The organism is Agrobacterium burrii, from assembly GCF_017313405.1.
GTDB lineage: Bacteria > Pseudomonadota > Alphaproteobacteria > Rhizobiales > Rhizobiaceae > Agrobacterium > Agrobacterium burrii.
The window spans coordinates 46,393-67,274 of the sequence record NZ_JAFLNA010000015.1 but is presented as its reverse complement, the minus strand read 5'-3'; the positions used below and the strand labels follow the sequence as shown (position 1 = coordinate 67,274).

Here is a 20,882-nt window from a genome sequence, read left to right as displayed (position 1 = left end):
TGGTTTTCAACAACAAGGTTCTCCTATCATGGCTCAGATCGATATTCGCCAGGCCCGCAAATCCTATGGCAAGACCCAGACCCTGCACGGCGTGGATCTCTCTTTCGAATCCGGCGAATTCGTCGTCATTCTCGGCCCATCGGGCTGCGGAAAATCCACGCTTCTGCGCATGATCGCCGGGCTGGAAGAGATCACATCAGGCGAAATCGCCATTGGCGGGCGCGTCGTCAACAAGCTGGAACCGCGTGAGCGCGGCTGCGCCATGGTGTTCCAGAATTACGCGCTTTACCCGCATATGTCGGTCGCCGGCAATATTGGTTATGCACTGAAGGTCGCCGGTGTTGCCAAGGCCGAGCGCCTGCGCCGCATCGAGGAAACCGCAAAGATCGTCGGCCTTACCGATTATCTGGAGCGTAAGCCGGCCGCCCTTTCCGGCGGCCAGCGCCAGCGCGTCGCCATGGCCCGCGCGATCATCCGCGAACCGCAGGTGTTCCTGTTCGACGAGCCGCTCTCCAACCTCGACGCCAAGCTGCGTGTCACCATGCGCGCCGAAATCCGCAAGCTGCACCAGCGCCTTTCCGCCACCTCCGTCTTCGTCACCCATGATCAGGTGGAGGCCATGACGCTCGCCGACCGGCTGGTGGTGATGAACAAGGGCAATGTCGAACAGGTCGGCCATCCGCTCGATATCTATCACCGCCCGGCCACCACCTTTGTCGCATCCTTCATCGGTTCACCGGCCATGAACCTGTTTACGACAAGGGTCGAAGTCGAATCGCCTGCCGTGATGCTGGGTGGCGCGGCGGTCAGGCTCTTCCCTGAAACCGGTCTCGAACTGCGCGGCCGCGACCTGACCGTGGGCATCCGCCCGGAACAGTGCCTTGTCAGCACGGAAGAAGGCGCGGGCGTACCGGCGATCGTCGATTTCGTCGAAGAACTCGGCTCCGGCCGCATCGTGCATGCCGAGATCGCCGGTGAAACCTTCTCCGCCGCAATCGGCGAAGACCTTTCGGTCAAACCCGGCCAGCGCATCCACCTCACCATGCCGCCTGCACACCTGCATTTCTTCGACCCCGCCACCGGCAAGCGGATCGAAACGGAAGGAGTAACCGAGACCAACAGCGTCGGCAAGGAGACATTGCTGGCAGTCTAAAAGACAAGGCCTTTCGGCTTATCCCTTCACGCCTGACGAAATCATGATGGCCTCCGTCACACGCCGCTGGAAGATGACGTAAGCGATGATGACCGGTAGTGCTGCGAGCATCGCAACGGCCATCAGGCGGGCATAGGCGACACCGAAGGCGTCGTTGACCTGGGTGATGCCGACGGGGATGGTCATCATGTTTTCCGAGGTGACGACGAGGAAGGGCCAGAAGAAGGCATTCCACACGGAAATGAAGGTCACGATCGCCATGGCGGTCGTGATCCCCCAGTTGAGCGGCAGATAGACCCGGAACAGGATCGTATATTCGCCGCCGCCATCCAGCACCACCGCCTCGCGCATCTCTTTCGGCACGCTGTCGAAGAACTGCTTGTAGACGATGATGACGATGGGCGTGATGAGCTGCGGCAGGATGATGCCGGCCCAGGTGTTGATGAGGTTGAGGTTCTTCATCAGGATGAACTGCGTGACGACAAGTGTCTGCGCCGGCACCATGAAACTTGCCAGCACAATGCCATAAAGCAGCCGCCGGCCGGGAAAGCGGATCTGCGACAGCGCATAGGCACACAGCATCGAAATGAACAGGACGGAGACCGTGACGATGACGGCGGTGCCAATGGAATTGACATACCAAGTCAGCAGCCGCGTGTTGAAGATCGCGTTCACATAGGCGCCCAGCTGGAACTCGTCCGGCAGCAGCGATGTGTTGCCGGCAACATTCTCATCGGAGCGAAGCGAGGTAACGAAACTCCAGTAGAGTGGAAAAATCCACACCAGCGCTGCCGAAAAGGTCAGCAGGGTCAGAACGATGTTCTCGAGTTTTCTGGTCGGGCTCATGAGTTCCTCCGGATGCGCAGCAACTGGAACTGGAGAACGGAAACAATGACGATCAACAGGAAAAGCACGGTCGCAACGGCCGAGGCATAACCGCCATTGTTCATCTGGAAGGCCTCCCGATAGACCTTGAGCAGAAGCACAAAGCTGGAATTGAACGGGCCGCCGCCGCTCAGAAGATAGATCTGGTCGAATATCTTCAGTTGCAGGATCAGTTGCAGCGTCAGGACGAGTGCCGTCACCGGCCACAGAAGCGGCCAGGTGACGCGGCGGAAGCGTTGCCAGGTCGTCGCGCCATCCAGCGCCGCCGCCTCATAAAGCTCGGTTGGAATATTGCGCAGGCCGGCTATGAAAAGCAGCACGTTAAAACCGTTCGTCCACCAGATGGTGACGACAGCGACCATCGGCATCACCCAATAGGGGTTCTTGAACACGGCGACCGGCTTGCCCGCCAGCAGCGAAATGACCGGCTGCAGAACACCGAATTGCAGATCGAGCATCCAAGCCCAGATCTCCGTCACCACAGAAACCGGCAGCACGTAAGGCAGGAAAAACAGGCTCATGGCGATTGTCTGCCCGATGCCCGACAGCCGGCTGACGGCGAGTGAAATCATCAGCGCGATGATGGTGGTCGGCACCACGGTCAAGAGAACGAAATAACCGTTGTTCTTCAGCGAGGTGAGAAACAGCCTGTCGCCCAGCAGTTTCGCGTAGTTCTCAAACCCGACCCAGTTTCCCTCGCCGATCAACGGCGCATCGGTAAAGCTGATGCGCACCATCTCGATCAGCGGATAAAGGAAGAAGGTGGCGAAGACGACGATAAATGGCGTCACCATCGACAGCGCGATCAGCGACTTCTTCCGCCGGTTTTCAATCATTGCCATTAAATGCCTCCGGGCCTCTGCGCATTGCGCGATGCCCTCCAGCCATTGGGGCCGGAGGGCAGGCGTGGATTACTTGAGTTTGCCCTGAAGTTCGGACTGGATCTGCTCGACGGCTTCCGCGCTGCCGACAAAACCCTGTATGGCCGGTGCGATGACGTTGAGCGCCGCATCATAGGCCGGAGAGGCAACCCCGGTAATCGTGGTCTTGGGGTCAAACACCGCCGCCTCCGCCAGCGTGGCATAGGTGGCGTTTGGCTGCATGGCCTTATATTCGGGGCTTTCGGTAATCGATTTATAGGCTGGAATATGCCCGGCATCGGCCCAGCTGATGGCATGTTTTTCCATCCAGCCGATCACCGTCATGACGGCGGCGCGTTTTTCGCCGGAAACCGTGTTGTCGCCTTCATTCGGTATGGCGAAAGCATGGGAATCCGCCCAGGTGGCGCGTTTGCCCATCAAAGGCGGCACTTCCACCGCACTCCATTTGAAACCGAGCTTGCCGTTCTTTTCCAGATCCTTGTAGGTCGGCACTTCCCAGACGCCATTCAGCTGGAAGGCGGATTTACCGGCGGAAAACAGCGCCACCGAGGCCTCATATTCCGCCTGCTCAGGCGCCCAGCCGTTTTCCCGCCATCTGGACATGGTGTCGATGGCTTTGGCGGCCTTTTCAGCATTGTCGCCGGCGAGAACCTCTTTGCCGGTGACGAGTTCCCCACCCTGCTGCGACAGCAGCGTGTAAAACACCCGCCAGACCCCGCCTTCACCGCCCGACTGATAGGTGATCGGCGTTTGCACGCCATTTTCCTCCGCCCAGGCCAGTGCCTTTTCGAAATCCTCGATCGTCTTGATGCCGGTCAGCTTGCCTTCGGCATCGAGATAGGGAGAGCCCTTCAGAAGATCGGCATTGTAATAAAGAACAAGGGCGTGAATATCGAACGGCACGGCGTAAAGCTTGCCGTCCTGGGTGGCCGCCTCCACCGGTGCGCTGAAGAAATCTTCCGTCTTCAACCCGGCATCCTCAAGATCCTTCGCGGTAATTTCGCTCAGCACTTTTTCTTCAAGGCCAAGCGGCGCGCGCGACAGGTGATAGGTCATGATATCAGGCCCCGCACCCACGGCAGACGCCGTTCGCACCTTGGTGTAAAAGGGAACGCCCCATTCCAGCGTCGTGCCCTTGATCTGGATATCGGGATGTTCCTTGTTGAAGGCCTCGATCAGCGCCTTCATGCGCACGCCGTCACCACCGGCCAGAAAGTCCCACCAGATGATATCCTGTTTCGCAAGCGCCGGCATGGCGGTCAAACCCAGAACCGTGCCGATAAGCAATGTCTTGATCAATCGCATCGTTATTCCTCCCGTTTCTTGAAACACCCCGTCAGGGGATAGTTTGCTGCATCGACAGGCGCCTCCTCGCGCCTATCGCAACCTTTTGCCGTCGCTATCGAAAACCAGAATCCTGTCGGGCGAGGCGCTGAGCGAGACGGACCGGCCATCCAGCTGCTCCCGGGAGCCCTGCCGCTGCACGACAAGCTCCTTTCCCGCCCCGGTGCGGGTGTAGAGGTAAGACAGATCGCCAAGCTCCTCGGCCACCTCGACGATGACAGGCAAGGCGCCTTCATCCGTGATCGCCAGATGTTCCGGCCTGATGCCGATCTCGAGCCGCTGGCCGGGCGAAACCGGCTGTGACAACCGCGCTTCGAGAGGCCGCTCGCCGCCTTCGAGCGTCAGCGTCACGCGGCCATCGCGCTGCTCCACCACATCGGCCTGCAGGAAGTTCATCGCCGGCGACCCGATGAAGCCCGCCACGAAACGATTGTCGGGATCGTCATAAAGCGTGAGCGGTGCGCCCGCCTGCTGCACGATGCCGCCCTTCAGCACGAAAATCCTGTCGGCAAGCGTCATCGCCTCCACCTGATCATGCGTGACATAGATCATTGTCGCGCCGAGCTTGCGGTGAAGCCGGGTCAGTTCCAGCCGCATCTGGACGCGCAACTCGGCATCCAGATTGGACAGGGGTTCATCGAACAGAAACACCTTTGGCTGCCGCACGATGGCGCGGCCGATGGCCACACGCTGCCTCTGGCCGCCCGAAAGCTGGGAGGGCCTTTTGTGCAGATGTTCGTCGAGCTGCAGGATACGGGCGGCCTCGCCCACCCTCTCATTCACCTCCGCCTTCGGCCGGCGGGCAAGCCGCAGGCTGAAAGCCATGTTCTCGAACACCGTCAGATGCGGATAGAGCGCATAGTTCTGGAAGACCATCGCCACGCCGCGATCCGCCGGTTCGACCGCGGTGACGTCGCGGTCGTCAATGGCGATACGGCCGCCACTGGTTTCCTCAAGCCCGGCGATCATGCGCAACAGGGTGGATTTTCCGCAACCGGAAGGCCCCACGAACACCGCGAAGCTGCCGGTCGGGATTTCCATCGAGACGTCCCGGATCGCTGCGAACGATCCGAAGGACTTGGCGATATTGTTGAGACGGACACCCATGACCGCCTCACTGAACCTTCAGGCGCAGCACATGATAGGACAGCGCCGGCACGGAGCCCTTGAGCGCCCCATCCTCTACATCGACGCCGCTGCCCGGCACCGGCACGACACGATCCGGTTGATCCGGACCATTGCCGACGCGCAGGTCATATCCCGCCATGGAGAGATGCAGGCTGAGCGAAGCGGATGAAAAACCGGTGAGGCTGACATTGAGCTCTGCCGCCTCGGTCAGATGGCGATTGAGCACGAACAGCGTCACCATGCCTTCCGCCTCGTCATAGACACCGGCGACATCGAGATATTTGACGTCGTCGGCCGCGTTGCAATCATATGTCGGGCAATCAACCGCAACGTTCAGCGCAACGCCACGACCATAAAGCGAGGCGAACTGATAGGGATAATAGATCGTCTGACGCCAGGCCGGCCCGTTCTTTTCCGCCCGGATGGGAGCGATGACGTTGACGAGCTGGGCGATGCAGGCGATGCGCACCCGGTCTGAGCGGCGAATAAACTCATTGAGCAGGCCGGCAACGAAGAGAGCATCCTCGAAATTATAGGTCTCTTCCAGCAGCGCCGGCGCTTCCGGCCAGTCCCAGCTCTTGATGCGTTTGCTGTCGTCTTCACGGATATGGTACCAGACGTTCCATTCGTCGAAGCAGATGGAGACGTCGTTCTTGGCGCGCTTCTTGGCCTTCACATAGTCGATGACGCCGGCAATTGTCTGGATATAACGACCGGTCTCTTCGATCTTGCCGAAATAATTCAACGTGTCGCGGCTGTTATTGCCGAAATATTTGTGCAGCGAGATATGATCGACATTCTCGTAGCATTCTTCCAGCACCTCGCGTTCCCATTCGGGATAGGTCGGCATGCCGTCATTGGAACTGCCGCAAACAATCGCTTCAATTGTCGGGTCGAAGCCCTTGAAAGCCTTGGCGGTTTCATTGGCCAGCCGGCCATATTCCACCGCCGTCTTGTGGCCGATTTGCCAGGGACCGTCCATCTCGTTGCCGAGGCACCACATTTTCACGCCATGCGGTTTCTCTGTGCCGTGGCTGCGGCGCAGATCGCTAAGTTCGGTGCCACCAGGGAAATTCACATATTCAAGGAAGTTGCGGGCATCATCCAGGCCGCGGGAGCCGAGATTGACGGCCAGCATCATCTCGATGCCGGCCATTGAGGCCCAGTCCGCAAATTCGTTGACGCCAATCTGGTTGGTTTCCTTCGACCGCCAGGCAAGGTCCAGGCGGATAGGCCGCTTGTCGCGGGGACCAATGCCGTCTTCCCAGCGATAGGCCGATACGAAATTACCGCCGGGATAACGGATGGCGGGAATTTTCAGGTCCTGTACGAATTTCAGGACATCCCGGCGAAAGCCGTTCTCATCCGCCTGCGGATGGCCGGGCTCGTAAATCCCGCCATAGATCGCCCGCCCCATATGCTCGATGAAGGCGGAATATAGGCGATCGTCGATACGCCCAATCCGGAAATCCCGGTGGACTGAAACCCGCGCTTTCATAGGCTCTCCTCCCTGCGCATTTATATCTTAAAATATGGTATGAACCATATTTGATAATATAGTTGCCGAGGGAATCCGCGCCTGTCAACCGCGAAAATCATACTTTTAAAAATTGAACGGCTCAGTCCGCCGTGCGCAGGCGCAGGACGATGTCCTGATCGTAATTTCCGAAACCCCGGCCGAAGATATTCAGCCCGCCCGGATGTTTCGCGTCGGCCTTGACCTCGATGCGCAGCCGGATGGAACGATGGCTCACCAGATCGATATCCTCAAGCGTCACATCCGAGATGCGGGTGCCATCGACATAGGTTCCCTGCGCGGTGATGCGCCAGGTTTTGAGCATGCCATATTGGGAACCGGAAAGTTTCCACCAATCGGGCGTATACACACCCCGCTTGTCACCGAAGTCGCCCGGCGAGGTCCACACGCCGATTTCCCTGCCATTGACGGAGAGGGTTATGTCCGATGGCCAGTTGCTGTGCGTTCCCGGCACCTCGGAACTGACCTCCATCGAAAACTCGATTTCCTCGACGTTTCGGCCTTGAATCTTGGCATTATTGGGGAATTGATATTCCACGAAGCCCGACGTCAACCATAAGAGCGCCGTCTTCATGCGATCAGGGTCCATGAACGTATCGGGCACATCGAGAAGCCCGATAATACCATCAGGCGAACAGATGCCGCAGGGTGCCGTTACCGAACTCTGCGTATAAAGACCAAGCGGCATGGCCACCGCGATGTAATTGGAGGCGGCCGGCGTCTCGGGTTTTCGGAACGAAACGATGAGTTCATCGCAGGTGGCGAAGCAGATTTTCTGGCTGCCCTTGCGCGCCTTGCGCGTCTCGGTTCGCAGCAACCCCGCCTCTTCAAGAACCGCCACACCGGCGGAAACGGTGGACTGGGGTAACTCCAGTCGCTGCGCGATCTCGTTGACATTCAAACCGCTCGTCTCATGCAGCAGCTTCAATATCTGCACGCGGATCAACGATGCGGCCGCTTTCAGGACATCGAATTCTTTTTCAGCGTCAACCAGGAGGAAATTGGGGGCCATTCTCTAATCTTCAGATTTATCGATCCAGATCAGGATTTCTGGCTTAAATACCCTATACTTGTCCAGTGTTGTTTCTCGTTCGGGCATATCTGAAGGTTAAAGGCATGAAAAAGGCATCGCCACGCAGCTTTGAGGCCACGTGGCGATGCCCCTTTGTCGTCAACCGCGCTTGCGCAGGGTCCGCGTGCCGGTGTCGACAAGATTCTGCGCCGCTTCATCCACGCTGGCGCGGCCAAAGGCGAGTGAGTCGGCGATGGGGCGCATCACACCACGGTCGAACTCGTTGGCGCCGATCGGGGCGGGTTCCGGATAGGCATCGGTCTTTCCGGACAGGCTTTCGATGTAATCCACCGTCTTGCGCTCGGTATCGTTGAGGCTCGGCAACACTGCCTCACGCACCTTCTTCGCCGGCGGCACGCCGCGTTCCACGCCGAGAACCTTGCCGGCTTCCAGATCGTTGACGAAGAAGTTGATGAACTTCGCCGCCGCTTCCGGGTTGGTCGAGGTGGACGATATGCACCAGATAAGCCCCGGCCGGTAATAATGCCCGGTCGGCTTGCCTGCCCCTTCACCCGGCAGCATGCCGATGGACAGCGTCTTCTTGTTGAGCGCCTGATAACCCACAAGCTGGTTGGAATAGGCAAAACCCGTGGCGGAATTGCCAAGCGTCAAGGCGTTGGATTCGATGGTATTGTCATCACGCGTCTGAATATCGGCGGAAACGCAGAGCTTTTCCTCGCGCAGTTTCTCCCAATAGGCGAACCACTCCTTGGCGTCTTCCTTGTTGAAGCCGATGGTGCCATCCTGAAACAGCAGCTTGCCGCGCTGGCGAAGCCAGACATCGAAGACGTAATGATAACGCGCACCATAGGGAATGGCCCAATAATTGCGCCGCGCCGGGCCGTTTTTCTTGAAATCGCGCGCCAGTTCCGCCAGCGCCGTCCAGGTGATCTGCCCTTCCGGCATGGAAACGCCGGCTTCCTTCAGCGCTTCGGCATCATACATCATGCAGAAGGAGTTCAGCCCGAGACCGACGCCGTAGAGCTTGCCGTCAATGCGGCACAGATCGATCTCGCTTTTGCCGAAATTGGAAAGATCAAGCGACGAGCCGACGAACTTGTCCAGTTCCATGCAGGCGCCACGGCCGGAATAATCGGCGATGGTGGATGGTTCCAACTGGAAGATATCGGCGACATTGCGTCCGGCCATTGAGGTCGCAAGCTTGGTCCAATAGTCGGAGCCGGCGATCATTTCGCCGCTGACCACCGTTTGCGGATCGGCCTTCTGATAAAGGGCGATCACATCATTGGTGCGCTTGTTGCGATCGGCTGATCCCCACCACACGCAACGAAGCCGAGTCTCGGCCGCCAGCGCGCGAAAACCGCCCGCCGCGACCCCAAGACCGGCCAGCGCCGCCGTCACCAAAAATCCACGTCTGTCGATAGTTTGCATCTGCTCCTCCCGCGTTTTGCAAATTTTTCATTGGCTACTTAATTCTTGCAAATTTTCTGTATTTGCAATATTTGCATCATAATAGATTTTTTTGCAAGCGCAGGAGACGACATGAACGATACGCCCGACATCAGCCGCCCGCGCCAGTCGGATATCGCCCAGCGCGCCGGCGTCTCCATCAGCACCGTCTCTCGTGTTCTCGCCGGGGAAAAAGGCATCAGCGCTTCGATCCAGACCAAGGTTCTGGGGGTTGCGGCGGAACTTGGTTATCCGCTGCGACCGGTCACCAGCCAGACCGGCGGCGTGCCGCTGGAGGGCAAAAAGGTTCTCGCCCTGATGTCTGCCGAACGGGCAACCGGCGATATCGGCGCTTTTTATCACGACATTTTCGACATGCTGCGCAGCCTTGCCCAGACGGACGGGTTTGAACTCGATATCCGACTACTGCACCAGAAACAGGTGGATGACGCTCTGACGCAGCGGGTCTGCGAAGCGGATGGCCTTCTTGCCATCGGTCTCGACCCCGAAGAGGAGATCATCCATCGCATTACCCAGGGTGTGCTGCAGCCGGTTCTGGTCAACAGCGCCGACCCCTCGATGACGCTGGATTGCGTTTCGCCCTCCAACTTTTACGGCGGCGCGATGGCGGCGCGGCGGCTTCTGGAACTCGGCCACCGCAAGGTCGCCTATATCGGCCCGCACCACCGCCACACCATACGCGAGCGCATGCGCGGCTTCCGCCACACCATCCTCGAACAGGAGGGAACCATTTATGAGGAATTCCTGCTGACGACGGTGGATAGCGGCTTTGGACAGGCGGGCGATGCGGTTCGCCGGCTACTGGCCAAGAACCCTGACCTGACAGGCATTTTCTGCATGAATGATGCCATTGCGCTCGGCGCGCTGGGGGCAGCGCAGGAGCTTGGTCTTGCCGTTCCGGATGATCTTTCCATCATCGGCTTCGATGACCTGCCCTTTGCCGAACTCTCCACCCCGCGCCTCAGCACCATCCGCGTCGACCGCCGTGAAATCGCCCGCGAGGCGGTGGAACTGATGCGCCGCCGGCTGACGGAACCTTCCGCCAATGCCCGGCAGGTGCAGCTGGGCGTGCAGCTGGTGGAAGGAGAGACCGCCGGACAGGCGAAAAAGACGGGAAAGGCGATACGTCATGCATGATGCGGCAAACAATGATCCGATGACCCGTTTCAATCCGCTCTACGGCAATCCGCTTAAAACCCGCGCCGATGTCAGAAAGGCGCTGGATGACAGTTTCGCACCGCTCCTGCCCTATTTTTCAGAGAGCGGCGCAAGGGTGACGCTCAGCGGCACTGCCGCGCATTTTGACCGGGCGGCGGCCGATCTGGAAGGATTTGCCCGGCCGCTCTGGGGCATCGCGCCGCTGGCGCTCAGCGGCGACAGCTTTGAGCATTGGCCGCTTCTGGCAAAAGGCATCGCCAACGGCACCGATCCCGCCCATCCCGATTATTGGGGCGACGTGCGCCAGAAGGATCAGCGGCTGGTGGAACTTGCAGCTCTGGGCTTCGCGCTTCGGCTTGCGCCGCAACATCTTTGGGAACCCCTTTCCGACGCGCAGAAAGACAATGTCCGCCGCTATCTGCTCACCGCGCGCGAGCGCAATTATGCCGACAATAACTGGAAATTTTTCCGGGTGATGGTCGACATGGCGCTCGATCATCTCGGTGTAGATTTCGACCGCAGCCTGACGGACACCTTCCAGGCGGAGCTGGACGGCTTCTACATTGCCGACGGCTGGTATCGGGACGGCGATTATCGCCGCATCGACCACTATATCGCCTTCGCCATGCATTTTTACGGCCTGATCTACGCGAAACTCAGCAAGCCTGACGATGCTTACGCCGAACGTTACCGTGAACGCGCCCGCCTGTTTGCCGGCGATTTTGCCAGCTGGTTCGATGAGGATGGCGGCGCGCTCGCCTTCGGCCGGTCCATGACCTATCGTTTCGCCTGTGGCGGCTTCTGGGCCGGCCTTGCCTTTGCCGATGAGGAAGCCCTGCCCTGGGGCGAGATCAAGGGGCTTTATCTGCAGCATCTGCGCTGGTGGGCGCAAAAGCCGATCGCCGACCGCGACGGCGTTCTCTCCATCGGTTACACCTATCCGCAGCTGACCATGTCGGAAAGTTACAACTCGGCCGGTTCGCCCTATTGGGCCTTCAAGGCCTTCCTGCCGCTCGCCTTGCCGGAAAGCCACCCCTTCTGGCAGGCGGAAGAAAAGCTGCCCGAAACCTCCACCAAACCCCGGCCGCTCATTCATCCCGGCATGGTGATGATGCGGACCAAAGGCAACGTCACGGCACTTTCCAGCGGACAGGAAACCCTCTCCATGCGCGGCGGGTCGGAGAAATATGCCAAATTCGCCTATTCCTCCCGTTATGGTTTTGGTGTGGAAGTGGATGAGCGCGGCTTCAAGACCAATGGTTTTGACAATATGCTGGCCTTCTCTGACGACGGCCTGCATTACCGCGTGCGCGAAACCAACGAAAAGGTTCTGCTGGCCGGGGACAATCTGCGGGCGACATGGAGACCTTTCCCCGATGTCGCGGTTGAAACGACGCTGGTTGCCGCCGGCGACTGGCACATCCGGCTGCACCGGATCACCACCGCCCGGCCGCTTTCCGTGACCGAAGGCGGTTTCGCCATCAATCGCAATGACGGCGACAGGGATGCCGTAACCGAGACAACCGGCCGTGCATCGGCGGATTGCGGCACCGACATTTCCGCGATCATCGATCTCGGCTCCGTCATATCCCGCCAGGGCATCGCACTGAAGGCGCTGCCCAATACCAACCTCGTCAATGCCAAAACCACGGTGCCGCAATTGCGCGGTGACATTCCAGCCGGCGAAACTCTGCTTGCCTGCGCCGTCTTTGCGGGATTGACCGGGCCTGAAAGCAAAAAAGCCCTGGCAGCCGTTCCGGCACTTCCGGACATCGGGGCGCTCGACCGCCTGTTTGCGGAACGCGGCGTCCCGGTCAGCAGCATGGCGGCGACGGGAGAGCCACGATGACGAGCCCGCTTCCGCGTCTCAGCCTTGCCATGGACCCGGAGCGGACACAGCATGTGCTGACACCACAGGCGCTCGAAAGGCTGTCGCAGAGCGTCGATATCATCGATATCAACAGGATTTGCGACTTTCACGATCCATCGGTAAAAGACCAGCTGGAACGGACGGATATTCTTCTGACCGGCTGGGGCTGTCCCGATATCGGCGCACGGGAACTGGCGTTGATGCCACGGCTCAAGCTGATTTCCCATGCCGCCGGCACGGTGAAATATTTCCTCTCGCAGGCAGTTTTTGAGCGCGGCATCACCGTTTGCAGTGCGGCGGAAGCCAATGCGCAGCCGGTCGCCGAATTTACGCAGGCGATGATCCTGCTTGCCGGCAAGCGCGTATTCAGCTTCCGACGGTTTTATGGAAACGACCGCGGGCGGGAAAACGTCGATCACCTGCAATCGCAGGCCATCGGCAATCTCGGCCTGACGGTCGGCGTGGTCGGCGCATCGCGCATCGGGCGTCGGGTCATCAATCTGCTGAAACCCTTCGATCTCGACATCATCCTTTTCGACCCGTTTTTGAGCGCAGCGGAGGCGGAGCGCCTTGGCGTGCGGCTGGTAACGCTTGATGCGCTGATGGCAATGAGCGACGTCATTTCGCTGCACGCGCCGTCGCTGCCGCAGACGCGGCATATCATCGGCGCGGAAGCGCTTGCCCGGATGAAGGACGGCGCAACCCTGATCAACACGGCACGCGGTGCGCTCGTCGATGAAGAGGCGCTGCTGGCGGAACTGAAAACCGGGCGTATCGAAGCCGTCATCGATGTGACCGATCCGGAAGTGCCGCCGCCGGACTCTGCCTTCTACAGCCTGCCCAACGTCTTCCTGACGCCGCACATCGCCGGCGCCGTGGGCCTCGAACGCGCCAGGCTGGGCGACATGGCAATCGCGGAAATCGAACGCTTCTGTCAGGGCTCGGCACTTGAACAGCAGGTACGGCCGGAACATCTGGAACTCATCGCATGAGAATTTTCGAGCCGGGCCTCTGCTCCGTCACCTTCCGCTCACTATCGCCGCAGGCGGTCATCGACATCGCCGCCGCAAACGGCATCAGGGCAATCGAATGGGGCGCGGATATCCATGCGCCGTCAGGCGATCTCGAAAACGCAAGGGATGTGGCCGAGCGGACCGCTAAAGCGGGCCTGACCGCCTCTTCCTACGGCTCCTACATCTTCGCGCCGGATTTTACGCGGCAAGATTTGACCGCCGTTCTCGAAACCGCCAAAGCGCTCGGCACCGGCCATATCCGTATCTGGCCAGGCCAACGCAAACGGCCCTCCACCGGCTACTCTGCGGCCGAGCGCCGCAGGGCGACCGAGGCGCTGGCAGAGATCGCCCGCCATGCACAAGATTACGGCATGACGATCGGGCTCGAATATCACCCCAATTCACTGACGGACACCCTGCCTTCGGCCCTGCAACTGGCGCAGGATTTGGCCATGCCAAACCTCTTCTTCTACTGGCAGCCGGCACCCGGCCTGCCGCTCGAAAAGGCGCTCGCTGAAATATCCGCGCTAGGTTCCCGCATCTGCCACCTGCACGTCTTCGCCTGGCTTGCCAACGCAAGCCGCCTACCGCTTGCCGAGCACGCGGATTATTGGCGGTCGTGTGTCGAGGCTTTGCCGGAGAGCGAATGGACAAAACCGGCTTATGCGATGCTGGAATTCGTCAAGGGTGATGACATCGGCCAATTTGCGGAAGATGCGGTGACGCTAAGCGAGATTCTCGCCGGTCATACCGATTAGTGCACGACTTCAACCTCACAAGCGACGTCATCCTCGGCCCTGTGCCGGGGATCTAATCACGTTGAACAAAATCAACACGTTGCAGATCCTCGGGACAAGCCCGAGGATAACGAACGCAAGCTTTGCGGACTTCGTTAGCCGCCCTATGGTGAGACAGCTGCCACCCACTCGTTCTCATATCCGCCGCCCATCCGCCCCAAACAGATGCGTCTTGGCCAGATCGAATGCAAAGGGAATGGTCTCGCCGATACGGATTTGGCGCTGGCCGTCCAGCAGCACGGTGGCCGGTTGGCCGTCGGGGGTGCTGGTGTAAACCACTGTCGAGCCGCCGAGATGTTCCACGAGCTGGATGGAAGCTTCGCCGAGCGAGGATTGCGCCTGCGGGTTGACGTGTTCGGGGCGCACGCCGAAGGTCAGCGGTTCGCCTTCGCCGGCCGCAACTGGTTTTTCCAGCACGATGCGCTGGCCGGCCACCTCGATGGTGCGGTTGGAACTGTCGCCTGAAGCCACTTTTGCGGAGAGGAAATTCATCTTCGGCGAGCCGATGAAACCGGCCACGAACTGGTTGGCGGGATTATTGTAGAGATCGAGCGGACGTCCGACCTGCATGATGCGGCCGTCACGCAGGACGACGATCTTGTCGGCCATGGTCATGGCTTCCACCTGGTCATGCGTCACATAGATCATAGTGCTGCCGAGCGTCTGGTGCAGCTTGGCGATTTCGACGCGCATCTGCACGCGCAGTTCCGCATCAAGGTTGGAGAGCGGCTCGTCGAACAGGAAGATTTTCGGCTCGCGCACGATGGCCCGGCCAATGGCGACACGCTGGCGCTGGCCGCCGGAAAGCGCCTTCGGCTTGCGCTGCAACAGCGGGCCGATCTGCAGGATATCGGCGGCCTTCTGTACCCGCGCCTCGACTTCCGGTTTTTTGTAACCCGCGGTTTCCAGCCCGAAGGCAAGGTTCTTGTAAACGCTCATATGCGGATAAAGGGCATAGGACTGGAAGACCATGGCGATGCCGCGCTTGGAGGCGGCGGTCTCGTTGACCCTCTCGCCATCGATACGAACGTCGCCTCCGGAGATTTCCTCCAGACCGGCAATCATGCGCAGAAGCGTGGATTTGCCGCAGCCTGAAGGGCCGACGAAAACGGTGAATTCGCCGGGTTCGATCTTGAGATCGATGCCGTGGATGACCGGAAAAGCACCGAACCGCTTGACGATTTTTTCCAGAGTAATGCTGCTTGCCATGCTGTTTCTCCCGACTGTCGCGCCGCGCCAAGGGCAGCCGCGACAGTGTTGATGGTCTTATAAAATGTTTTGTCGGTTCAGCGTTTCATTCCCGTCGTGGCGATGCCTTCGATCAGCAGCCGCTGGAAAAACAGGAAGAACAGGAAGACCGGCACCAGTGACAGGTTGGACATGGCGAAAAGCGAGGTCCAGTCCGAGCTGCCGGTGGAATCCACGAAGGATCTGAGGCCGAGCTGCACGGTGTAGGTGTTGATGTCGTTCAGATAGATCAACGGCCCGAAGAAATCGTCCCAGGTCCAGATGAACGAAAAAATGGCGGCCGTCGCCAGCACCGGCATCGATAGCGGCAGCATGATCTTCCAGTAGATGCGGAAGGGCGAGCAGCCATCCATGACAGCCGCCTCGTCCAGTTCACGCGGGATACCGCGGAAGAACTGTACCATGAGGAAAATGAAGAAGGCATCCGTCGCCAGATATTTCGGCACGATCAACGGCAGCGAGGTGTTCACCCAGCCCATTTCCAGAAACAGGATATATTGCGGGATGAGCACGACGTGATAGGGCAGCATCAAGGTGCCGAGCATCAGCGCGAACCAGAAATTGCGCCCGCCGAACCGAAGCCGGGCGAAAGCAAAGGCAGTGAGCGAGCAGCCGACCACGTTCCCTATGGTGGCGAGCACCGAGATGAAGAAGGAGTTCCAGAAGAACTGGCCGAAACTCACCTGCAGCCCGGTCCAGCCGCGAATATAGCCGCCGACATCGACCGCCGAGGGAATGAGCGAGGAAGAACCAAACAGCTCATCCTGCGGCCGGAACGAACCTGAAATCATCCACAGGATCGGATAGAGCATCGCAAAGGAAGCGATGATCAGCGCGGTGTGGAGCATCACCGATTTCAGCGGCGAGCGTTGCGGGCCTTGTCCCGGCCGGGGAGCGGTAACAGCGTCAGTCATCGTAATGTACCCAGTATTTCGCGCTGAGGAACGAGAAGGCCGTGAACAGCGAGATGATGATCACCAAAATCCAGGCAAGCGCCGAAGCATAGCCCATGCGGAAGAAACCAAAGGCTTCCTGATAGAGGTAGAGCGTGTAGAACAGCGTCGAGTTGATCGGCCCGCCGGTGCCTTCGGAAATGATGAAGGCGGGCGTGAAGGCCTTGAAGGCGTCGATCGTCTGGATCACCGCGTTGAAGAAGATAACCGGCGTCAGAAGCGGCAGGGTAATGCGGAAGAACTGCCGCATCTTGCCTGCACCATCGATTTCGGCAGCTTCATACATATCCTGCGGGATTTGTCTCAGACCCGCGAGGAAGATGATCATCGGCGAGCCGAACTGCCAGACGGACAGGATGACCAGCGTGTAGATCGAATAATCCGGATTGGAAATCCAGCTCGGCCCTTCATAACCGAAAGCCTGCCACAGGATCATGTTGACGAGACCGTCAGAGGCGAAAAGCTGGCGCCAGAGTACCGCAATCGCCACGCTGGAGCCAAGCAGCGACGGCAGATAGAAGATCGCCCGGTAGAGCGTCAAACCCTTGATGCCGCGATTGAAGGCAAGCGCCACCAGCAACGCGAAGATGAGCTTCAGCGGCACCGACAGCAGCACATAGGTAAAGGTCACCTGCATGGCGGCTGCAAATTTCGGATCATCGGTGGCGATGCGCACATAGTTTGCCGCCCCCACCCAGTCCGGCGACTGCAACAGGTCATAATTGGTGAAGGACAGATAAAGCGACGCGAGCGCCGGGCCGAGGGTGAGGCCGAAGAAGCCAATCAGCCAGGGCAGAAGAAACAGGTAGGCGTGGATGTTGCGATCGAACATCCGCCTTGCGCCGCCCCGTTTCGGGAGAGCCACGCCACGGCTCTCCCCCACAAGAGTTTCAGATCGAAATGCCATACGCCATCACTTCCGTTTGATAACGGTTTCAGATTCCTTGACGAGACGGTCACCGCCCTCTTCAGGCGAAATCTTGCCGAAGCCAACTTCCTCCGCCGTGCGCTTGAGCACGAAGGCGAATTCGCCCGCACCCGGAGGTGGCGCCGGCGGCAGATCGCCGACACCGGGGGTAATCTCGGCAATATATTCCACCATGCTCTTGCTGACCTCGTCGAGCTTGGGGGTAAGCGCGTTACGCATGGATTCCGAGGCCGGAACGCCGCGTTCGACGCCCAGGATGTCGATGCCCTGTGGCTCGGCGACGAGGAAGTTGATGAACCCAACCGCCTGCTCGATGCCGGCGCTGCCATTGGCGACACTGATGAGCATGGAAGGCTTCAGATAATGGCCGGAAGGGCCATCCTTCGTGCTCTTCGGATAGGAGCTTATGGCAAGTTTCGCCTTATTGAGCTTCTGATAACCGACGAACTGGTTGGAATGGGCGAATGCGGTTGCCGCCTTGCCCGTCGTCAGCGGGTTGGTTTCGATATTGAGCTGGTCGAGCGCCTGCACATCGGCCGGCACACAGGCGCCGCTCTTGCGCAGATCCGCCCAGAGCGTGAACCACTTGGTTGCGTCGGTCGGGTCGAAACCGATGCCGCCATCCTGCGTGTAGAGCGATTTGCCGTTCTGGCGCAGCCAGTTTTCGAAGCTCGGCTCCACGCCGCTGGCATCGGCCGTGGCATAATAACCGGGCTTCGGCTTGTTCTTGCTGAGCTTGGCGGCGTTTTCGGCAAACTCTTCCCAGGTCTGTCCGGTTGACGGCGGTGTCGCGCCGGATTTTTCCCACGCCGCCTTGTCGAAGAAGACAGCGCTGGAATTGACCCCGAGGTTGATGCCGTAAAGCTTGCCATCGACCCGACCGGAATCGATGTTCATCTTGCCGAAGTCCTCGATTTTCAAGCCCTTACCGATATAGTCGTCCAGCGGCGCCAGCGCGCCGCGACGGCCATATTCGAAGATGTAACGATAATCCATCTGAATCAGGTCAGGCGCATTGCGGCCGGCCACCTGCGTGGCAAGGCGCGGCCAATAATCACTCCAGCCGGCGAATTCACCGGCAATGTCGAGATCCGGTTTGGCCTGCTTATAGGCGGCTATCGCCTTGTTGGTGCGATCGGCGCGTTCCTGCGATCCCCACCACAACATCCGCAGCCGCGCGGCCTGAGCCTGCGCTGAACCGCCCCCCAATGTTGCGAGTGAAAGGGCCGCAAGCCCCGCTGAAAGCACACTTCTCCTGTGAAGCATCACGGACATTGGCAACTCCTCCCTATTGACTGCCAAATTGATGATGAGTGCAAACGACACTTGCCGTTTTATAACTAATTGGTTACATGGGAACACTGATCGCAAACATTGTCAAGCGGGTGCTGAAATGGAAGAAACGACAAAAAACCATCAGCCCGATCCGGCTCCTGAGAAAACGCCTGCCCCCAAGCGCAAACGCGCCACCGCACAGGTTCGAAACCCGGAAAGAACCAGGGCCGCCATCCTTGAAGCCGCTCGCCGCGAGGTGGCCGCCAAGGGGCTGGCGGGCGCACGGATAGACGTCGTCGCCCGCCGCGCCGGCACCAACAAGCGGATGATCTACCATTATTTCGGCGACAAGGATGCGCTTTATCTCGCCGTTCTGGAAGACGCCTATCGCCACATCCGCCACACCGAAGGGCGACTTGACCTCACCCGCAAGCCGCCTTCGGAGGGGTTGCGGGAGCTTGCGCTTTTCACCTGGCATTATTTCCTCGATCACCCCGAATTCCTGAGCATCCTTGCGACCGAAAACCTCAACAAAGCCCGCTATCTCAGGCAATCCCCGACGATTGCGGCTATGCATTCAAATTTCATTTCGGAGCTTGAAGAGGTGCTGCGGCGCGGCCGTGATACCGGCGAATTCCGCGATGGTCTGGATCCGATCGACGTTTATCTGACCATCGCTTCGCTCGGCGCGTTCTATCTTTCGAACCGGTTTACGCTGTCGACGATCTTCCAGCGCGACCTGACCGACCCTGCCGAACTGGAAAGATGGGGCCAGCACATCGTCGACACGCTGCTTGCTGCAGTGCGGCCAGTCTGAGCCGGCAGAACCGAATTCTCGTTTAACAACAGCGACGACGCGCTTTCGCATCCGCGAAGCGCGTCGTTTTCTTTTGCGACGCGGTGAAGAAGGCAGACGACGGCCTCCCTCGAAATTTGAATTTTGTCGGCCAAAAACACCTTGACAGATCGCATCCTTCACGACCACAAATAACCAAATGGTTACAAATCGCCATGTTTGACGGAAGAGGTCTTTCGGGAGAAGGCCGCCTTGGGAGGAAATTCATGAAACGTATCGGCGTCATCATGCACGGCATCACCGGCCGCATGGGTTACAACCAGCATCTCGTGCGCTCCGTTCTCGCCATTCGCGATCAGGGCGGCGTGCTTTTGAAGAACGGTGAAAGGGTCATGCTCGACCCTATTCTGGTCGGTCGCAATGGCGCGAAGATCGAGGAAATCGCCAGGAAGCACAATGTCGCCCGCTGGACGACCGATATCGATGCTGCTTTGGCGAACCCTGATGACACGCTGTTCTTCGATGCCGGCACCACGCAGATGCGCGGCAGCCTTTTGGAGAAGGCCATCAAGGCCGGCAAGAACGTCTATTGCGAGAAACCCATTTCCGACACCATGGAAGAGGCGCTGGCGATTGCCCGGCTCGCCGAAAGTGCCGGCATCAAACACGGCGTGGTGCAGGACAAACTGTTCCTGCCGGGCCTTCGCAAGCTCGCCATGCTGCGTGACAGCGGCTTTTTCGGCAAGATCCTCTCGGTGCGCGGCGAGTTTGGTTATTGGGTATTCGAGGGCGACTGGCAGCCGGCGCAACGTCCCTCGTGGAATTACCGCCTGAAGGATGGCGGCGGCATCATTCTCGATATGCTGTGCCACTGGCGTTATGTGCTCGACAATCTGTTCGGCCCGGTGAAATCGGTAAGCTGCCTTGGCGCGACCCATATTCCCGAGCGTTTCGACGAACAGGGCAAAGCTTATAAGGCGGATGCGGACGATGCGGCCTATGCCACTTTCGAGCTGGAAGGCGGCGCTATCGCCCACATCAACTCCTCATGGGCGGTGCGCGTGCGCCGCGACGATCTCGTCACCTTTCAGGTGGATGGCACCCATGGTTCGGCGGTGGCGGGCCTGACCAAATGCTTTACCCAGCACCGCACCAACACGCCGAAGCCGGTGTGGAACCCCGACCAGCCGCAGACCATCGACTTCTACAAAACCTGGCAGGAAGTGCCTGACAATGTCGTCTACGACAACGGCTTCAAGGCGCAGTGGGAAATGTTCGTGCGCCACCTCGTCGACAATGACCCGTGGCCCTATGGCCTGATGGAAGGTGTGAAGGGCGTGCAGCTTGCCGAACTGGGGCTGAGATCGTGGAAGGAACGCCGCTGGCTCGACGTTCCCGCTATTTCCTGAGGAG

General features: G+C 59.3%; 18 protein-coding genes. 7 read left to right on the top strand and 11 right to left on the bottom strand.

The window, feature by feature from the left end; genetic code table 11:
* Positions 1-28 precede the first annotated feature (28 nt).
* Positions 29-1,153, top strand: coding sequence for a sn-glycerol-3-phosphate import ATP-binding protein UgpC (locus tag JZX89_RS23355; RefSeq protein ID WP_207135463.1), 1,125 nt, complete (start codon positions 29-31; stop codon positions 1,151-1,153).
* An 18-nt stretch (positions 1,154-1,171) separates the two neighbouring features.
* On the opposite strand, the gene JZX89_RS23350 is transcribed toward JZX89_RS23355, so the two are convergent.
* From JZX89_RS23350 to JZX89_RS23320, 7 genes are all read right to left on the bottom strand, one after another.
* Positions 1,172-1,999 carry a carbohydrate ABC transporter permease gene (locus tag JZX89_RS23350; protein WP_046800433.1) on the bottom strand — a complete coding sequence of 276 codons (828 nt, stop codon included), beginning with the start codon at positions 1,997-1,999 and terminating at the stop codon, positions 1,172-1,174.
* Entirely contained in the window at positions 1,996-2,880 is an 885-nt protein-coding gene (locus JZX89_RS23345; RefSeq protein WP_194287728.1) for a carbohydrate ABC transporter permease, read from the bottom strand. Before JZX89_RS23345 ends, JZX89_RS23350 begins: the two co-directional genes overlap by 4 nt.
* 69 nt (positions 2,881-2,949) lie before the next feature.
* Positions 2,950-4,224 carry an extracellular solute-binding protein gene (locus JZX89_RS23340; RefSeq protein WP_207135462.1) on the bottom strand — a complete coding sequence of 425 codons (1,275 nt, stop codon included), beginning with the start codon at positions 4,222-4,224 and terminating at the stop codon, positions 2,950-2,952.
* A 72-nt stretch (positions 4,225-4,296) separates the two neighbouring features.
* The gene (locus JZX89_RS23335) at positions 4,297-5,370 is read right to left on the bottom strand and encodes an ABC transporter ATP-binding protein (RefSeq protein WP_153516715.1); all 1,074 of its coding nucleotides are present in this window, start codon (positions 5,368-5,370) and stop codon (positions 4,297-4,299) included.
* 7 nt (positions 5,371-5,377) lie between these two features.
* Positions 5,378-6,889 carry an arabinosylfuranosidase ArfA gene (arfA, locus tag JZX89_RS23330; RefSeq protein WP_207135461.1) on the bottom strand — a complete coding sequence of 504 codons (1,512 nt, stop codon included), beginning with the start codon at positions 6,887-6,889 and terminating at the stop codon, positions 5,378-5,380.
* A gap of 121 nt (positions 6,890-7,010) precedes the next feature.
* On the bottom strand, positions 7,011-7,940 hold the full coding sequence (locus JZX89_RS23325) for an ArsR/SmtB family transcription factor (protein WP_149901434.1): 930 nt from the start codon (positions 7,938-7,940) through the stop codon (positions 7,011-7,013).
* 159 nt (positions 7,941-8,099) lie between these two features.
* Complete coding sequence (locus JZX89_RS23320; protein WP_153516713.1) at positions 8,100-9,392, bottom strand: ABC transporter substrate-binding protein; 1,293 nt, start codon at positions 9,390-9,392, stop codon at positions 8,100-8,102.
* Positions 9,393-9,503: 111 nt separating this feature from the next.
* Here JZX89_RS23320 and JZX89_RS23315 point away from each other — a divergent pair, with 111 nt between their 5' ends.
* The 4 genes from JZX89_RS23315 to JZX89_RS23300 are packed head-to-tail and all read left to right on the top strand — an operon-like array spanning position 9,504 to position 14,230.
* Positions 9,504-10,568, top strand: coding sequence for a LacI family DNA-binding transcriptional regulator (locus tag JZX89_RS23315; RefSeq protein WP_207135460.1), 1,065 nt, complete (start codon positions 9,504-9,506; stop codon positions 10,566-10,568).
* Complete coding sequence (locus JZX89_RS23310) at positions 10,561-12,438, top strand: DUF2264 domain-containing protein (protein WP_207135459.1); 1,878 nt, start codon at positions 10,561-10,563, stop codon at positions 12,436-12,438. Before JZX89_RS23315 ends, JZX89_RS23310 begins: the two co-directional genes overlap by 8 nt.
* On the top strand, positions 12,435-13,451 hold the full coding sequence (locus JZX89_RS23305; protein WP_207135458.1) for a hydroxyacid dehydrogenase: 1,017 nt from the start codon (positions 12,435-12,437) through the stop codon (positions 13,449-13,451). The genes JZX89_RS23310 and JZX89_RS23305 overlap by 4 nt, the downstream gene beginning before the upstream one ends.
* Entirely contained in the window at positions 13,448-14,230 is a 783-nt protein-coding gene (locus JZX89_RS23300) for a sugar phosphate isomerase/epimerase family protein (RefSeq protein ID WP_207135457.1), read from the top strand. Before JZX89_RS23305 ends, JZX89_RS23300 begins: the two co-directional genes overlap by 4 nt.
* A gap of 174 nt (positions 14,231-14,404) precedes the next feature.
* Here the strand turns inward: JZX89_RS23300 and JZX89_RS23295 are convergent, their stop codons facing one another.
* The 4 genes from JZX89_RS23295 to JZX89_RS23280 form a co-directional block, all read right to left on the bottom strand.
* The gene (locus JZX89_RS23295; protein ID WP_149901440.1) at positions 14,405-15,478 is read right to left on the bottom strand and encodes an ABC transporter ATP-binding protein; all 1,074 of its coding nucleotides are present in this window, start codon (positions 15,476-15,478) and stop codon (positions 14,405-14,407) included.
* Positions 15,479-15,555: 77 nt separating this feature from the next.
* Entirely contained in the window at positions 15,556-16,431 is an 876-nt protein-coding gene (locus tag JZX89_RS23290; RefSeq protein WP_010972767.1) for a carbohydrate ABC transporter permease, read from the bottom strand.
* Entirely contained in the window at positions 16,424-17,302 is an 879-nt protein-coding gene (locus JZX89_RS23285; RefSeq protein ID WP_149901489.1) for a carbohydrate ABC transporter permease, read from the bottom strand. Before JZX89_RS23285 ends, JZX89_RS23290 begins: the two co-directional genes overlap by 8 nt.
* An 81-nt stretch (positions 17,303-17,383) precedes the next feature.
* Positions 17,384-18,673 carry an ABC transporter substrate-binding protein gene (locus JZX89_RS23280; protein WP_174374964.1) on the bottom strand — a complete coding sequence of 430 codons (1,290 nt, stop codon included), beginning with the start codon at positions 18,671-18,673 and terminating at the stop codon, positions 17,384-17,386.
* A gap of 118 nt (positions 18,674-18,791) precedes the next feature.
* Between JZX89_RS23280 and JZX89_RS23275 the strand changes: the two genes are divergently transcribed.
* Positions 18,792-19,490 carry a TetR/AcrR family transcriptional regulator gene (locus JZX89_RS23275; RefSeq protein ID WP_207135456.1) on the top strand — a complete coding sequence of 233 codons (699 nt, stop codon included), beginning with the start codon at positions 18,792-18,794 and terminating at the stop codon, positions 19,488-19,490.
* A gap of 245 nt (positions 19,491-19,735) precedes the next feature.
* A complete protein-coding gene (locus JZX89_RS23270) occupies positions 19,736-20,878 on the top strand; it encodes a Gfo/Idh/MocA family protein (RefSeq protein WP_207135455.1) in 1,143 nt (380 codons plus the stop codon).
* Positions 20,879-20,882: the final 4 nt, after the last annotated feature.

Coding starts and splice junctions, on each gene's coding strand:
- JZX89_RS23355 (WP_207135463.1), top strand. CDS start 29: ATGGCTCAGATCGATATTCGCCAGGCCCGCAAATCCTATGGCAAGACC.
- JZX89_RS23350 (WP_046800433.1), bottom strand. CDS start 1,999: ATGAGCCCGACCAGAAAACTCGAGAACATCGTTCTGACCCTGCTGACC.
- JZX89_RS23345 (WP_194287728.1), bottom strand. CDS start 2,880: ATGGCAATGATTGAAAACCGGCGGAAGAAGTCGCTGATCGCGCTGTCG.
- JZX89_RS23340 (WP_207135462.1), bottom strand. CDS start 4,224: ATGCGATTGATCAAGACATTGCTTATCGGCACGGTTCTGGGTTTGACC.
- JZX89_RS23335 (WP_153516715.1), bottom strand. CDS start 5,370: ATGGGTGTCCGTCTCAACAATATCGCCAAGTCCTTCGGATCGTTCGCA.
- arfA (WP_207135461.1), bottom strand. CDS start 6,889: ATGAAAGCGCGGGTTTCAGTCCACCGGGATTTCCGGATTGGGCGTATC.
- JZX89_RS23325 (WP_149901434.1), bottom strand. CDS start 7,940: ATGGCCCCCAATTTCCTCCTGGTTGACGCTGAAAAAGAATTCGATGTC.
- JZX89_RS23320 (WP_153516713.1), bottom strand. CDS start 9,392: ATGCAAACTATCGACAGACGTGGATTTTTGGTGACGGCGGCGCTGGCC.
- JZX89_RS23315 (WP_207135460.1), top strand. CDS start 9,504: ATGAACGATACGCCCGACATCAGCCGCCCGCGCCAGTCGGATATCGCC.
- JZX89_RS23310 (WP_207135459.1), top strand. CDS start 10,561: ATGCATGATGCGGCAAACAATGATCCGATGACCCGTTTCAATCCGCTC.
- JZX89_RS23305 (WP_207135458.1), top strand. CDS start 12,435: ATGACGAGCCCGCTTCCGCGTCTCAGCCTTGCCATGGACCCGGAGCGG.
- JZX89_RS23300 (WP_207135457.1), top strand. CDS start 13,448: ATGAGAATTTTCGAGCCGGGCCTCTGCTCCGTCACCTTCCGCTCACTA.
- JZX89_RS23295 (WP_149901440.1), bottom strand. CDS start 15,478: ATGGCAAGCAGCATTACTCTGGAAAAAATCGTCAAGCGGTTCGGTGCT.
- JZX89_RS23290 (WP_010972767.1), bottom strand. CDS start 16,431: ATGACTGACGCTGTTACCGCTCCCCGGCCGGGACAAGGCCCGCAACGC.
- JZX89_RS23285 (WP_149901489.1), bottom strand. CDS start 17,302: ATGTTCGATCGCAACATCCACGCCTACCTGTTTCTTCTGCCCTGGCTG.
- JZX89_RS23280 (WP_174374964.1), bottom strand. CDS start 18,673: ATGTCCGTGATGCTTCACAGGAGAAGTGTGCTTTCAGCGGGGCTTGCG.
- JZX89_RS23275 (WP_207135456.1), top strand. CDS start 18,792: ATGGAAGAAACGACAAAAAACCATCAGCCCGATCCGGCTCCTGAGAAA.
- JZX89_RS23270 (WP_207135455.1), top strand. CDS start 19,736: ATGAAACGTATCGGCGTCATCATGCACGGCATCACCGGCCGCATGGGT.